Here is a 12,969-nt window from a genome sequence, read left to right on the forward strand (position 1 = left end):
CGCGCACCTCGCCTGCCCATCGCTTTCGGCACTGTAAGCACGACCGCCTCGGCATGGTTGCACGAATTCGCTTCGCGCATGGAATAAAACGCAGTGACGTGTTGTTGACGGCAGTAACGACCCTCGGGCCATCGACTGGATCCATCATGCATACACTCGCACACTTTTCGCTTTCGCATGCGTTGCAGCGCGCGGGCAGCGGAGCCCGCCCGTGAACCGCGCCCCGATCTGCGTGCCATGCCGGCTCGCGGCCATTGCGCTGGTGGTGGGTTGCGCCGGCGCGGCATTTGCGTGGACGGCCGGCTGGCTCACGCCGAAGCGCATCACCGCGCCGCATATCATCAATACGTTCGAGTCGAACTACGGCATCCATACGGGCTATCGGCGCAATCACGCCAAGGGGCTCTGCGTGGAAGGCTGGTTCGAAAGCAACGGCAACGGCGCGCAGGTCTCGCGTGCGGCCGTGTTCGCACCCGGACGCACGCCCGTGATCGGACGCTTCGCCATTCCCGGCAGCAACCCTGGCGCGCCGGACGCGAGCACGCCCGTGCGCAGCATGGCGTTGCTGTTCCAGCTGCAGGACGGCGAGCAGTGGCGCACCGGCATGAATTCCGTACCCATCTTCGTCGTTCGCACCCCGAAGCAGTTCTATACCCAGCTGGTCGCTTCGAAGCCGGACCCGGCGACGGGCAAGCCCGACCCCGCAAAGCTCGACGCCTTCTTCCAGGCAAACCCGGAAACGCTGCCGTTCCGCCAGTGGCTCAAGGCGCACCCACCCGCCTCCAGTTTCGCGAATACGGCGTTCTACAGCGTCAACGCGTTCATCGCGACCGATGCCGCCGGCAACCAGCATGCCGTGCGCTGGCAGACCGTGCCCGAAGTCGCTTATGCGCCGCAAGCGCCGGCAGAAAAAGCCGACCCGAACTTCCTCGCCGACGACTTCACTACGCGTTTCGCCGGGGGACCGCTACGCTGGCATCTGGTGCTCACGGTCGCAGCCCCAGGCGACCCCACGAACGACGCCACGCAATCATGGCCCGCGGACCGCCAGCAGATCGACGCCGGCACGCTGGTCCTGCAGCGCGCCGAACCGCAAGCCAACGGCATGTGCCGCGACGTGAACTACGATCCGACCATTCTGCCCAACGGCCTGAAGCCTTCGGATGACCCCCTGCTCGCCGCCCGTTCGGCAGCGTATGCCGTTTCGTTCAATCGACGCACGCGCGAGGAGGCCAACCTCGCGCCAACGCATGGAGGCGCACAGCCATGAAGCAACCGGGCCAACACTTCAGCGCACTCCAGCGCCTGCTGCACTGGTCGATGGCAGTCCTGATCGTCACGATGCTGTTCGTCGGCGTGGGGATGGTCTCGACCGTCTCGCGGCTGCATGACACCCTGCTCGCGCTCCACCGGCCGCTGGGTATCGCACTGCTCTTGCTCGTGCTGCTGCGCGTGGCCGTGCGGCTCACGCGCGGCGCGCCGCCCTTGCCCGCCGACCTGCCCATCTGGCAGCGCCTCGGCGCGCACGCCTCGCATCTCGTGCTCTATGCATTGATGATCGCCATGCCGCTGATCGGCTGGTCGATGCTTTCGGCGGGCGGCTATCCCATCGTGATGTTCGGCGGCGTGCACCTGCCGCCGATCGTGCCGCATGACGTCACGCTCTATGCATGGCTGCGCGCCGCGCATACGTGGCTCGCCATGGCGCTCTACGCGACCGTGCTGCTGCATCTGGGCGCCGCGCTCTTTCACGCGCTCATTCGCCGTGACGGCGTGCTCGCCAGCATGGCGCGCGGCGAGGCACGCAGCTGACGCGAGGCTCCTGCGCGTTCGAAGCGCGCGGGAACCTCGCCTGCGCATCAAACGTGCGCATCGCGCCCGGCAACGGGCGGCACGGGCGATTCCATGAGTTCCTGAAGCAGCGCCTCGCGCGCGCTGCGGCGGCGCACCCACAGCGCCGTGAGCATCGGCACGAGGATCGCGGTCACGAGGCAGGCGGTGGCGACCATCGCCGTGGCCGCCGGCACGAGCGGCTTGAAGCGCGGAATCATCTCGCCGATGATGGCCGGATTCGCTACCGCCGCGCCCGCCGTGGACGAAGCCGCGAGCCCCGCCGCGCCGTTGCCGCCCGCAATCAGACGATCGGCGAGAATCAGCGGAATGCCGGTCACGACGATCACGCCAAGGCCGAGCACCACGCCCGGGATGCCGCTCGTGACGATCACGTTGAGATCGATGCCGTTGCCGAGCGCAAAGCCAAAGAACGGAATGAGCGGATGCACGCAGCGGCCGAAAAGTTCGCGCAGATCGCTATCGAGATTGCCCAGGGCAAAGCCGATCAGAAACGGCAGCACGGCGCCCACGAAAAGCCGCGGCTCGAAAAAGGCCACACCGGTCGCGCCGAGGATGATCATGCTGACGAGCGGCCCCGACTCGACCGACATCAGCACGAATGCGCCCGCCTCTTCCTTCGTGCCGTATTGCTGCATCACGGCCGCGTAGAGACCGCCGTTGGTCATGTCCATCGAGGTCGTGATGGCTAGCACCGAGAGCCCCGCGAAGAGCCCGGTTTTCACGCCGTCGACGGGGATGAAATGCGCGGCGACCAGTGTGGCGACCCAGGCCACGATCATCTTCGTGACGAGCAGCGTGCCGGACTTGCGCAGCACGGTGCCGGTCGCACGCAGGTCGATGGTCGCCCCCATGCAGAAGAACCACACCGCGAGAATCGGAACGGTGCCGGTGATCAGTCCATTGGTGAACGAACCAAAGTATTTGCCCGCGCCCGGCGCGAACGTATGAACACAGGCGCCGAGCAGCAGCGGCACCAGCATCAGGCCGCCTGGAATGCGGTCTATGGCCTTCTTCAGCTTCATGCCTCCTCCGTGGACTTTGCATCCGGTTGCCGGATCGGCACGTTGGCGCGTCCGGCTTTTTTCTCGCGGTGCTCCCTTTCCGGAAACAGGATAGCAGCGTGAAAGGAACGCTGTTCCGATTTTTACGCGCAAAATCGTCCACGTTTACCCGCTAACGGATCACTATGTGGGCAGACTGCTTGCCAAACGCACCATGGCGTCGCAACATTTCCGGACCGACGTTCCGAAAATGCGAATCTGCACTATAGTCCACGAAAGACGGTGCACCGCCCATCCGACGGAGACATGGCATGGAAGTCAGACAAAGCCTCAACAGCGAATACGCGAAGACGCTCGACACGGCGGGACTGCGCCGCGAGTTCCTGATCGAACGCGTGTTCGAGTCCGATGCGCTGACGCTCACCTACAGCCACGTGGACCGCATCATCGTGGGCGGCGCGATGCCCGCCACGCGCGCCGTCGAGTTGAGCGCCGCGCTCGGCAAATCGATCGGCGTGAGCTATCTGCTGGAGCGGCGCGAACTGGGCGCGATCAACATCGGCGACGACGGCTGGGTCGACGTGGACGGCGTGCGTCACGCGGTACGCAACGAGGAAGCGATCTATATCGGCAAGGGCACGCAGGCCGTCGCATTCGGCAGCGACGATCCGGCGCGGCCCGCGAAGTTCTACCTCAACTGCGCGCCTGCCCATACGGCGTATCCCACGCGCACCATTTCGCTATCCGAAGCATCGCCCCAAACGCTCGGTGAGGCGGCCACGAGCAACCGGCGCACGATCTACAAGTTCATCGTGCCGGAGGTGCTGCCCACCTGCCAGCTTTCGATGGGCATGACCAAACTCGAACCCGGCAGCCTCTGGAACACCATGCCGTGCCACACGCACGAGCGGCGCATGGAGGTGTACTTCTATTTCAACGTGGCCGACGACGCCGCCGTCTTCCACATGATGGGCGAGCCGCACGAAACGCGGCACCTCCTCGTGCACAACGAGCAGGCCGTGATTTCGCCGAGCTGGTCGATCCACTCGGGCGTCGGCACGCGCGCCTATACGTTCATCTGGGGCATGGTCGGGGAGAACCAGGTATTCGGCGACATGGACCATCTCGCCGTACGCGATCTGCGCTGAACGCCACACCGGCATCGACCTACGACACGAGGGCCGCGCACTCATGGCATCCAGCACGTTCAATCCGTTCGATCTCAGCGGCAAGATCGCCATCGTCACCGGCAGCAACACGGGCCTCGGCGCGGGCATGGCGCTCGCGCTCGCGCAGGCCGGTTGCAGCATCGTCGGCGTTTGCAGGGGCGAGCCCGGCGACACGCCCGCGCGTGTCGAAGCCCTCGGGCGCCGCTTCGTCGACGTGCGCGCCGACCTCGGCTCGATCGCGCCCGTGGAGGACATCGTGCGCGCCGCCGTCGAAGCCTGTGGACGAATCGACATCCTCGTGAACAACGCCGGCGTGATTCGCCGGGAAGACGCCCTCGTCTTCGGCGAGGACGACTGGGACGCCGTCATGGACGTCAATCTCAAGAGCGTGTTCTTTCTCGCCCAGGCGGCCGCGCGCCAGTTCGTCGCGCAGGGCGGCGGCGGCAAGATCATCAATATCGCGTCGATGCTGTCGTTCCAGGGCGGCATTCGCGTGGCCTCCTATACGGCCTCGAAAAGCGGCGTGCTGGGCCTCACGCGCCTGCTCGCCAACGAATGGGCCGCCCACGGAATCAACGTCAACGCGATCGCGCCCGGTTATATGGCGACCGCCAACACGGCCGCATTGCGCGAGGACGCCCAGCGCAACGGCGAGATCCTCAGCCGCATTCCCGCCGCGCGCTGGGGCGAACCGGACGATCTCGCCGGCCCCGTGGTGTTTCTCGCCTCGGCGGCAGCCGATTACGTGCATGGCCACACGCTCGCCGTGGACGGCGGCTGGCTTGCGCGCTAGCCCACGCGGCGCGCACGGGACGCGGTATGCTCCCGTCAGGGAGTCACATGGACCAGCGACAATGGCAGCAGGCGTAGAAAAAACGGCAAATTCAGGCAAGGGGCAGCGCAGCGCACAGGAGCACGCGATGAACGAAATGGACGGCGGCACGGAGAAAGGCGAATCGGTCTCGTCGATCGGCCGCGTGTTTGCGATCCTCGGCGCGCTGGGCGAGAACGGGCCGATCGGCATCAGCGAGCTTTCGCAGCGCCTCGCGCTTTCCAAAACCACCGTGCACCGCGTGCTGCAAACGCTGAAGGCGTTAGGCTACGTCGCGCAGGAAGTCGAAACCGACCGTTATCGTCTGACGATCCGACTGTTCGAACTCGGTGCGAAGGCGCTCGAAAGCGTCGACCTCGTGCGCGAAGCCGACATCGAGATGCGACGCATTGCGCAAGCCACGCGTGAGGCGGTTCATCTCGGCGCGTTCGACGAAGACGCGATCATCTACATCCACAAGATCGACTGCGATTACGGCCTGCGCATGCAGTCGCGCATCGGGCGGCGCAATCCGCTGCATAGCACCGCGATCGGCAAGGTGCTGCTCGCGTTCATGTCGCCAGCCGACGCGCAGGAAACGCTGTCGCATGTGGAATTCAGGAAGTCGACGCAGAAAACGCTCACTTCCGCCGACGCGGTGCTCAACATTCTTCCGCATGTGCGCGAGCAAGGCTACGGCGAAGACAACGAAGAGCAGGAAGATGGTTTGCAGTGCCTGGCGGTGCCGGTGTTCGACCGCTTCGGGCATGTGATCGCCGGCCTCTCGATCTCGTTTCCGACCATGCGCTGCGGCGCGGACACGAAAGCGCACTACGTCGCCCTGCTCAAGCGCGCGGGCGCGGCGATCTCGGCGCGGCTCGGCTATCGCGAGCCGGCCGCGCACGAGCATGCGCCCGCCGAACCCGGTTAACCCGGCGTGGCGGCCGTCGCCGCCGCGGCCGTCGCGGTGGTCTGCCAGCCGAGACCCAGGCTCTTCTGCAGCGACACGAAGTCCTTGAGCAAATCGGCCTGGCCCGACACCACGTTCTGCTGCGCGGCGAATTCCGTGCGCTGCGTGTCGAGCAGATCGACGAGGCTCGACGCGCCCGCGCGGTAACGCTGGCGCATGAGCGTCGCGGAACGCTCGGCGGAAACCTGCACCTTCTGCAAGGTCACCAGATGCTCGCGCAGATAGCCATAGCGCGAGAGCGACGCGTTCGCGTCCTGCAGCGCCGCGAGCACGGCCTTTTCGTAATGCGCTTCGGCTTCGTCACGCGAAGCTTGCGCGCCATGCACCGCGCCCAGCGTGCGCCCGAAGTCGAACACGTTCCATTGCAGATACGGCGCCCCTACCCAGCTGAAATTGCTCTTGCGGAACAGGTGCCCCGGCTCCGCCGCCGAAAAGCCCAGGTCGCCGAACAGCGTGAGTTTGGGCAGAAAGTCCGCCACGTGCTCGCCGATCTGCGCGTTGCTCGAGGCGAGACGCCGCTCCGCCGCGCGAATATCGGGGCGCTGCGCGAGCATCGTGGTGGGATCGCTCACGGGCACGCTGGCCGGCATCGTGGGCAGCGGCTGCGCCTGTGCCAGTTCTGCGTCCAGTGCGCCAGGCGCCTTGCCGGTGAGCACCGCCAGTTGATCCAGCGATATTTCGACTTGCGCCGCGAGCGGCGTGATCGTGGAGCGCGTGTTTTCCACCTGGGTGGTGAGCCGCTCCACGTCCACCTCGGCCGCCGTGCCGCTCGCGCGGCGCTGCTCGGTGAGCGTGAGCATCTCCTGTTGCAGTTGCGCCGTACGCTGCGCGATGGCGAGGCGCTGCTGCTCGTCGCGCAGGTCGATGTAGGCTTGCGCGACTTCGGCCGCCAGCGATACCTGGGTATCCGCAAGATCGGCGTCCACGGCATCGGCCTCGTCGCTCGCCGCTTCCACGGCGCGGCGCGTGCCGCCGAACAGGTCAATTTCCCACGAGGCATCGAAGCCCGCCGTGTAGAACGTGATCGGGCCGCCGCCGGAAGAGCCGCCCTGCCCCGAACTGCTGCCCGACGACGTCAAGGCGCTCAGGTTTGGTTCACGCATGCGGATCGCCGCCGCGCTCGCGCCGACCTTCGGCAGCTCGGCGGCGCGTTGCTGCTGCAGTTGCGCGCGCGAGGCGCGCAAACGCGCCTGCGCCGCGCGCACATCGGGATTGTGGGCGAGCGCGGCGTCGATCAGCGTGTTCAGTTGCGGATCGTTCAGCGCAAGCCACCATTGGCTCGGCGCGCGCGCGGGCGTCACGCCTTGCGCGGGCGTGCGCAGGAACGAAGTGGCGTTCGCCGCTTCGGGCGCGACCGCCGGTGCGCCGCGATAGTCGGGGCCGACGGTGCAGGCGGCCAGCGCGCAGGCAGCGGCGCACGCGCTCAGCGCGGCATAGGAGAGTCGGAAGTAACGGGTTGCCGTCATGAGTCAGTGATAATCTTCAGTGGCCGCCAGACGGCGCCTGTGCGCCAGGCTGCGGCTTCTTGAGCAGGAGCGCGAGCGGCACGCATGCCGCCAGGGCGATGCCGAGCACCCAGAATGTTTCGGAGTACGTGATGACCATCGATTGCTGCGTGATTTGCGCTGCAATCTGGCCGAGCGCCTGCAGTTGCGAGTGTGCCATGTCGCCGGTCTGCGTGAACCAGCTCGCCGCGCTCCCGGCCACGCGCTCCTGGCCGATGACCGAATTGGCGCTGAGCGATTCGCGCAACACGGCCGTATGGAACGTTTCGCGCCGGTCGATGAGCGTGCCGATGATCGCAAGGCCCACCGAGCCGCCCAGATTGCGCGCCATGTTGTAGAGCCCGGCCGCGTCGCCGGAATCTTCGCGCGACACCGCCGCCATCGAGGCCTGGTTCAGCGGCATCATCGCGAGCATTTGCGCCACGCCGCGCACGAGCTGCGACCAGACAAAATCGTGACCGACGCTCTGCGCCGTGAGCGAAATGTCGAGCATGCAGCTCAGCGTGAAGAGCAGCAGCCCGGACACCACCAGGATGCGAAAATCCACCTTCCCTAGCAAGCGCGGCAGAATCGGCATCACGAGGAACGCGGGCAGCCCCGAAAGCAGCATGATCGCGCCGGACTGCTGCGCGTTGTAGCCGGCAACGAGGCTCAGAAACTGCGGCAGCAGGTACGAAATGCCGTAAAGCCCGGCGCCCACCGCGAACACGATGATGATGACGCTCGCATAGCGCGGATTGCGCATGAGCGACAGACGCAGAATCGGCTTTTTCGCGGTGAACTGCGAAAGCGCGATGAGCACCATGCCCGCGAGCGAGATCCACGTGAGCGTGACGATGAAGCTCGACTCGAACCAGCGTTCGCGCTGGCCCTCTTCGAGCACGACGGTCAGCGAACTCAGGCCCACCGCCAGCCCGGTAATGCCGAGCCAGTCCGCCTTGAGGAAGGCTTCCCAGTGCGGCCGGTCGGGTTCGAGCCCGACGATAAGCAGCGTGATGAGCGCGAGACACACCGGCAGATTGATGAAGAAGCACCAGCTCCAGCTGATGTTCTCCGCGAGCCAGCCGCCCACCACGGGCCCGAGCAGCGGGCCGAGCAGCACGATCAGGCCGAACACCGTCATGCCCACGGGCAGCTGCGAGAGCGGCAGGCGCGTGCGGATGATGGTCTGCCCGGTCGGGATCATCGCGCCGCCCGTGAAACCCTGGCCGATGCGCCCGGCGATCATCATGCCGAGCGTGGTCGACCAGCCGCACATCATCGAAAAGGCGATGAAGAGCGCCGAGTTCGCAAGCAGGAAATTTCGCAGTCCGAACACCCGTGTGAGCCACGCGGCGAGCGGAATCATCACGATCTCGGACATCAGGTAGCCCGTGGAGATCCACGTGCCCTCGGTGCCCGTCGCGCCAATTTGGCCCTGGATCTGCGGCAGCGCCGAGTTCGTGATGGAAATGTCGAGCGTGGCCATCAATGCGCCCAGCGCACCCGCCGCGACGGCGATCCAGTCCGCCGCGCTCGCGCGCTCGCCATGCGGATGCGGCACCGCTGCGCGAGCCGTATTAGCCACGGTGGTTCTCCTGGTCGATACGGCGGTCGTCCTCACGCGCGGAGCGCGTGTCGACATCGACGGTCACCGACATGCCCGGCAGCAGCACACTGCGCGTTTCCGGCCCGGTTTCGAGGCGGATGCGCACCGGCACGCGCTGCACGATCTTCGTGAAGTTGCCGGTGGCGTTCTCAGGCGGCAACAGCGCGAACTGCGCGCCCGTACCCGGCGAGAAGCTGTCCACCACGCCGTGCAGCGTGTGGCCAGGCAGCGCGTCGACGTGCAGCTCCACGGGCTGGCCCGCGCGCATCCGGCCGATCTGCGTTTCCTTGAAGTTCGCCGTGAGGTAGGTGCGCTGCACCGGCACGACGGTCAGCATGCGCGTGCCCGGCTGCACGTACTGGCCCGCGCGCACGGTGCGGTCGCCCACGCGGCCCGCCAGCGCACTCTTCACTACGGTGTTGTCGAGGTCGAGTTGCGACTGCGCGGCGTTCGCACGCGCCGCCTCGAGCTGCGCGCGCGCCTGCGAGAGCTGCGCGTTCAGCGCCGAGATCTGCGAGCGCGCGGCCGTGACGGCCGCTGCGTCGGCGGCGAGCGTGGCCTGCGCCTTGTCGCGTTCGCTCTTGAGTTCGGCAAGCCGCTCGGTCGTTTCCGCACCCGTGGCCGCAAGCGGCGCGTAGCGCGCCACTTCGTCGTTCGCGTGGCGCAGGCTCACCCGGGCGACTTCCTGCTGCGCCTGTGCCTGAGCGACGTTCGCGCGCTGCTGCTCGATCTGCGCCTGTGCATGCTCGATGTCCGCCGTGCGCGCGTCGACGGTGGCCTGCGCCTGGTCGAGCGCCACCTGATACTGGCGCGCGTCGAGCTTCACGAGCGGATCGCCCGCCTTCACGGCCTGGTTGTCGGCCACGTAGACGTCCGTCACATAGCCGCTCACCTTCGGGGCGATCGTCACGCTGTCGGCCTGCAGATAGGCGTCGTCCGTGGAGTCGATGAAGCGCCCGACGACCCACCAGTGGCCCAGCCACACCGCGGCGGCGACGAGCGCCGCCAGTCCCAGCAGGATCAGAAGGGTTCGCTTCGCGCCGCTGCGCGCAGGTGCAGCGGCGGCGTCCGGCACGTCGCGTCCGGGCGCGCCTGCAGTCGTAGACATGTTGTTGATTCTCAATTTATTCCAGTCGGCAAAATTATTCCACTTGGAAAAATTGTGTCAAGTGTTATATTTCGCAGGGATACGAAAGGAAATGCATGAGCGAAGGTAAGAAACTGCGACGCTCGCCCGAAGGAGGCTATGCGCGTGGCGACGAGACACGTCGCAAGATCATCGAGGCGGCCATCAGCCTGTTCGGGCAGCACGGCTTCGACGGCGCCTCCACGCGCGACATCGCCGCGCGCGCGGGCGTGAATGCACCGGCGCTGCAGTATTACTTCGAGAACAAGGAAGGCCTGTACCGTGCCTGCGCGGAGTGGATCGCCGACGAATCGTGGCAGTCGTTCGAGCCGGCCGTGCAGCGCGCGCGCGAAGCGCTCGAGCGCAATGCGGACACCGAAGCGCTGATCGACGCCTTCCTCGACATCCAGTCGGCCGTGGCCGACCGCTCCTTCGTCAAGCAGCATGGGCCGGACCAGCGTCTGTTCTTCGCGCGCGAACAGGGCGGCGGCGAGCCGGAGATCGGCTCGGAAATCCTGCGTGAGCGCGTGCGCTCGCCGCTGAACACCATCAACGTGGAACTGCTCGAACGCATAACCGGCATGCCGGCCGACGATCCGCTCACCGTGGTGCGCATGTTCAGCCTGTATGGGCAGTTTCTGCTGTTCTTCATTGCGCGCCGCTCCACGCTCACGATGCTCGGCTGGGACGACATCGACAGAGCGAAGGCCGATTTTCTGAAGGTGAGCATCGCAGAACAGACGCGCGTGCTGCTGCGCCACTGGAATCGCGAGCGCGACAAGCCCAATCGCTCAAGATAACTAAGCACTATTCAGGCGGCAGGCACGATCCCGCGGCGCCAGTGGGGAATCCACGCGGCGCCTCCGCGCGCATGTTAGTGTGCGGGATTCCCTCCCGCATGGAGCCGCCAGCATGTCACCCCTCGCCGCCGTTGCCAGCATTCTCCTCGCTGTTCTACTCGGGGCCATGAGTCCCGGCCCGAGCTTCGTGCTCGTCGCGCGCAACTCGATCGGTCTCTCGCGCCGCGACGGCGTCGCCACCGCGCTAGGCATGGGCACGGGTGCGATCTGCTTCGCGGGCATCGCGCTCGCCGGGCTCTACACCCTGCTCGCCACCGTGGCCTGGCTGTACGCCGCGCTCAAGATCGCGGGCGGCGTCTATCTGCTCTACATCGCTTCGCGCATCTGGCGCGGCGCGGGCTCGCCCGTCACGGTGAGCAGAACGGCCACACCGGACGAGCGCCCCGGCAAGTCGTACTGGAGCGGCCTCACCACCCAGTTGAGCAACCCGAAAACTGCGATTGCCTACGGCGGCATCTTCGTCGCGCTGCTGCCGCATAACCCGCCGCTGTGGTGCTACTTCGCGCTGCCGCCGCTCGTCTTCGCGATCGAAACCGGCTGGTACACGGTCGTCGCGCTGTGCTTTTCGAGCCAGCGTCCCCGCGATCTCTATCTGCGCGCCAAGAGCTGGATCGACCGCATTGCGGCCGGCGCGATCGGGGCGCTGGGCCTGCGGCTGATTTTCAGCGCCGGGCATCGCGGAATCTGACGTCGCCCTGCCGGACGCGGCCAGCAGGTCGCGCCCGGCGGACCGGAATTTATTTCGTGAGGCACTTGACAATCTATCTTCCAGTAGATAAATTAGAGTCCATGAACACGAAGCTGACAGTGCGGGAGCAAGTTCTCGACCACGCCATCACCCTCATGATGCTGCGCGGCTACAACGGGTTCAGCTACCGCGACCTGTCAGAACTGGTGGGGGTGAAAACGTCGAGCATCCACTATTACTTCCCGTCGAAAGACGACCTGGTGCTCGAAGCGGTGAGCCAGTACAGCGGCGAAGTCATGGCGGGATTGGAGTCGATCGACGCGGCGCTGCCGGCGCGCGAAAAGCTCGCTACGTACACGCGGCTCTTCGGCAAGACGCTGGGCGAAGGCAACCAGATCTGTCTGTGCGGCATGCTGGCCGCCGACATCGAGTCGCTGCCGGAAACCGTGCGTCACGCCGTGCAGGCATTCTTCCGCGCCAACGAAAGCTGGCTGGCCGAGGTGCTGGCCCAAGGCGCGAAAGAAGGCACGCTGGTCGTGCGGGGCAAGCCGGAAAGCTCGGCCCGCACGTTGTTCGCGGCCTTGCAGGGCAGCGTCCTGGCGAGCCGGCTGTTCCACACGAAGTCGCGCCTCGAAGATGTCGAAGCCATGTGGCGCGTGGCTTAGCAACGTATCCTTGCCTGTAGGACGGGGCGCCTAGCCGCCTCTTTTTGGGCGATGAATTTTATCTTCTGATAGATAGCTAGAAAGAGGAGCATGATGAACGTGTTTCGACGGCCGGAAATCTATCTGGTAATAGATAGAATGCAGAAATGGACGACCGGAAATTCGCAAGCGCTGCTCTTCTGCTGGACCCTGGTGCACATGGTTGTCGCCTTGCACCACTAAATTGAATGCCGTACTCCGCCGTACCTTCAACGAACCGTCTTTGCTCAAAGGAGCCTGTCATGTCGATCGAAAAAGTCCTCTACCGCGCCGAAGCCAACGTCACCGGCGGCCGCGATGGCCGTGCCGTCATTCCCGCCAGCAACCTGGACCTCAAGCTCACCACGCCGCGCGAACTGGGCGGCGCGGGCGGCGACGGCACGAACCCCGAGCAGCTGTTCGCCGCGGGCTACAGCGCATGCTTCATCGGCGCGATGAAGTTCGTCTCGGCGCGCGACAAGATTTCCCTGCCCGCCGATGTCTCGATCACCGGCAATGTCGGCATCGGCCAGATTCCGAATGGCTTCGGCATTGAAGTCGAACTGAAGATTTCGCTGCCCGGCATGGATCGCGCGGCCGCCCAGGCGCTCGTCGACAAGGCCCATATCGTGTGCCCGTACTCGAACGCCACGCGCGGCAACATCGACGTGACGCTCACCATCGTCTAAGCCGCGAGCCGCATGCAGCACGAGT

Annotated in this window: 13 protein-coding genes; 9 read left to right on the top strand and 4 right to left on the bottom strand. The window is 65.9% G+C overall.

Annotation, left to right across the window (positions count from 1 at the left end):
* Positions 1-211 precede the first annotated feature (211 nt).
* Both AB4Y44_RS25600 and AB4Y44_RS25605 read left to right on the top strand, forming a co-directional pair.
* The gene (locus AB4Y44_RS25600) at positions 212-1,270 is read left to right on the top strand and encodes a catalase family peroxidase (protein ID WP_368701210.1); all 1,059 of its coding nucleotides are present in this window, start codon (positions 212-214) and stop codon (positions 1,268-1,270) included.
* The gene (locus AB4Y44_RS25605; protein WP_368701211.1) at positions 1,267-1,812 is read left to right on the top strand and encodes a cytochrome b; all 546 of its coding nucleotides are present in this window, start codon (positions 1,267-1,269) and stop codon (positions 1,810-1,812) included. The genes AB4Y44_RS25600 and AB4Y44_RS25605 overlap by 4 nt, the downstream gene beginning before the upstream one ends.
* A 47-nt stretch (positions 1,813-1,859) precedes the next feature.
* On the opposite strand, the gene kdgT is transcribed toward AB4Y44_RS25605, so the two are convergent.
* Positions 1,860-2,876: a 2-keto-3-deoxygluconate transporter gene (gene kdgT / locus AB4Y44_RS25610; protein WP_342918732.1), complete on the bottom strand. Its 1,017-nt coding sequence runs from the start codon at positions 2,874-2,876 to the stop codon at positions 1,860-1,862.
* 290 nt (positions 2,877-3,166) lie between these two features.
* Here kdgT and kduI point away from each other — a divergent pair, with 290 nt between their 5' ends.
* From kduI to kdgR, 3 genes are all read left to right on the top strand, one after another.
* A complete protein-coding gene (gene kduI / locus AB4Y44_RS25615) occupies positions 3,167-4,003 on the top strand; it encodes a 5-dehydro-4-deoxy-D-glucuronate isomerase (protein ID WP_368701212.1) in 837 nt (278 codons plus the stop codon).
* Between the two features lie 43 nt (positions 4,004-4,046).
* Entirely contained in the window at positions 4,047-4,817 is a 771-nt protein-coding gene (gene kduD / locus AB4Y44_RS25620; RefSeq protein WP_368701213.1) for a 2-dehydro-3-deoxy-D-gluconate 5-dehydrogenase KduD, read from the top strand.
* 127 nt (positions 4,818-4,944) lie between these two features.
* Positions 4,945-5,766, top strand: a complete 822-nt coding sequence (gene kdgR / locus AB4Y44_RS25625; RefSeq protein WP_368701214.1) for a DNA-binding transcriptional regulator KdgR — start codon at positions 4,945-4,947, stop codon at positions 5,764-5,766.
* Here kdgR and AB4Y44_RS25630 read toward each other — a convergent pair.
* The 3 genes from AB4Y44_RS25630 to AB4Y44_RS25640 are packed head-to-tail and all read right to left on the bottom strand — an operon-like array spanning position 5,763 to position 10,006.
* Positions 5,763-7,271, bottom strand: coding sequence for an efflux transporter outer membrane subunit (locus AB4Y44_RS25630; protein WP_368701215.1), 1,509 nt, complete (start codon positions 7,269-7,271; stop codon positions 5,763-5,765). The two genes, kdgR and AB4Y44_RS25630, sit on opposite strands and share 4 nt — an antisense overlap.
* Positions 7,272-7,287: 16 nt before the next feature.
* Positions 7,288-8,934, bottom strand: coding sequence for an MDR family MFS transporter (locus tag AB4Y44_RS25635; RefSeq protein WP_342918727.1), 1,647 nt, complete (start codon positions 8,932-8,934; stop codon positions 7,288-7,290).
* Positions 8,870-10,006, bottom strand: coding sequence for an HlyD family secretion protein (locus tag AB4Y44_RS25640; protein ID WP_368701216.1), 1,137 nt, complete (start codon positions 10,004-10,006; stop codon positions 8,870-8,872). The genes AB4Y44_RS25635 and AB4Y44_RS25640 overlap by 65 nt, the downstream gene beginning before the upstream one ends.
* A 95-nt stretch (positions 10,007-10,101) precedes the next feature.
* Between AB4Y44_RS25640 and AB4Y44_RS25645 the strand changes: the two genes are divergently transcribed.
* The 4 genes from AB4Y44_RS25645 (at position 10,102) to AB4Y44_RS25660 (ending at position 12,944) form a co-directional block, all read left to right on the top strand.
* Positions 10,102-10,824: a CerR family C-terminal domain-containing protein gene (locus AB4Y44_RS25645; protein WP_342918725.1), complete on the top strand. Its 723-nt coding sequence runs from the start codon at positions 10,102-10,104 to the stop codon at positions 10,822-10,824.
* Between the two features lie 112 nt (positions 10,825-10,936).
* Positions 10,937-11,572, top strand: coding sequence for a LysE family transporter (locus AB4Y44_RS25650; protein ID WP_342918724.1), 636 nt, complete (start codon positions 10,937-10,939; stop codon positions 11,570-11,572).
* 101 nt (positions 11,573-11,673) lie between these two features.
* Positions 11,674-12,237, top strand: a complete 564-nt coding sequence (locus AB4Y44_RS25655; protein ID WP_368701217.1) for a TetR/AcrR family transcriptional regulator — start codon at positions 11,674-11,676, stop codon at positions 12,235-12,237.
* Positions 12,238-12,518: 281 nt separating this feature from the next.
* Positions 12,519-12,944, top strand: a complete 426-nt coding sequence (locus AB4Y44_RS25660) for an organic hydroperoxide resistance protein (RefSeq protein WP_133180170.1) — start codon at positions 12,519-12,521, stop codon at positions 12,942-12,944.
* Positions 12,945-12,969: the final 25 nt, after the last annotated feature.

Source organism: Paraburkholderia sp. BR10937, assembly GCF_040965695.1.
Lineage (GTDB): Bacteria > Pseudomonadota > Gammaproteobacteria > Burkholderiales > Burkholderiaceae > Paraburkholderia.

What these genes read in the sequence shown, in the direction of transcription:
- AB4Y44_RS25605 (WP_368701211.1), top strand. Translation starts at nt 1,267, where the DNA reads ATGAAGCAACCGGGCCAACACTTCAGCGCACTCCAGCGCCTGCTGCAC.
- kdgT (WP_342918732.1), bottom strand. Translation starts at nt 2,876, where the DNA reads ATGAAGCTGAAGAAGGCCATAGACCGCATTCCAGGCGGCCTGATGCTG.
- kduI (WP_368701212.1), top strand. Translation starts at nt 3,167, where the DNA reads ATGGAAGTCAGACAAAGCCTCAACAGCGAATACGCGAAGACGCTCGAC.
- kduD (WP_368701213.1), top strand. Translation starts at nt 4,047, where the DNA reads ATGGCATCCAGCACGTTCAATCCGTTCGATCTCAGCGGCAAGATCGCC.
- kdgR (WP_368701214.1), top strand. Translation starts at nt 4,945, where the DNA reads ATGAACGAAATGGACGGCGGCACGGAGAAAGGCGAATCGGTCTCGTCG.
- AB4Y44_RS25630 (WP_368701215.1), bottom strand. Translation starts at nt 7,271, where the DNA reads ATGACGGCAACCCGTTACTTCCGACTCTCCTATGCCGCGCTGAGCGCG.
- AB4Y44_RS25635 (WP_342918727.1), bottom strand. Translation starts at nt 8,934, where the DNA reads ATGTCGACACGCGCTCCGCGCGTGAGGACGACCGCCGTATCGACCAGG.
- AB4Y44_RS25640 (WP_368701216.1), bottom strand. Translation starts at nt 10,006, where the DNA reads ATGTCTACGACTGCAGGCGCGCCCGGACGCGACGTGCCGGACGCCGCC.
- AB4Y44_RS25645 (WP_342918725.1), top strand. Translation starts at nt 10,102, where the DNA reads ATGAGCGAAGGTAAGAAACTGCGACGCTCGCCCGAAGGAGGCTATGCG.
- AB4Y44_RS25650 (WP_342918724.1), top strand. Translation starts at nt 10,937, where the DNA reads ATGTCACCCCTCGCCGCCGTTGCCAGCATTCTCCTCGCTGTTCTACTC.
- AB4Y44_RS25655 (WP_368701217.1), top strand. Translation starts at nt 11,674, where the DNA reads ATGAACACGAAGCTGACAGTGCGGGAGCAAGTTCTCGACCACGCCATC.
- AB4Y44_RS25660 (WP_133180170.1), top strand. Translation starts at nt 12,519, where the DNA reads ATGTCGATCGAAAAAGTCCTCTACCGCGCCGAAGCCAACGTCACCGGC.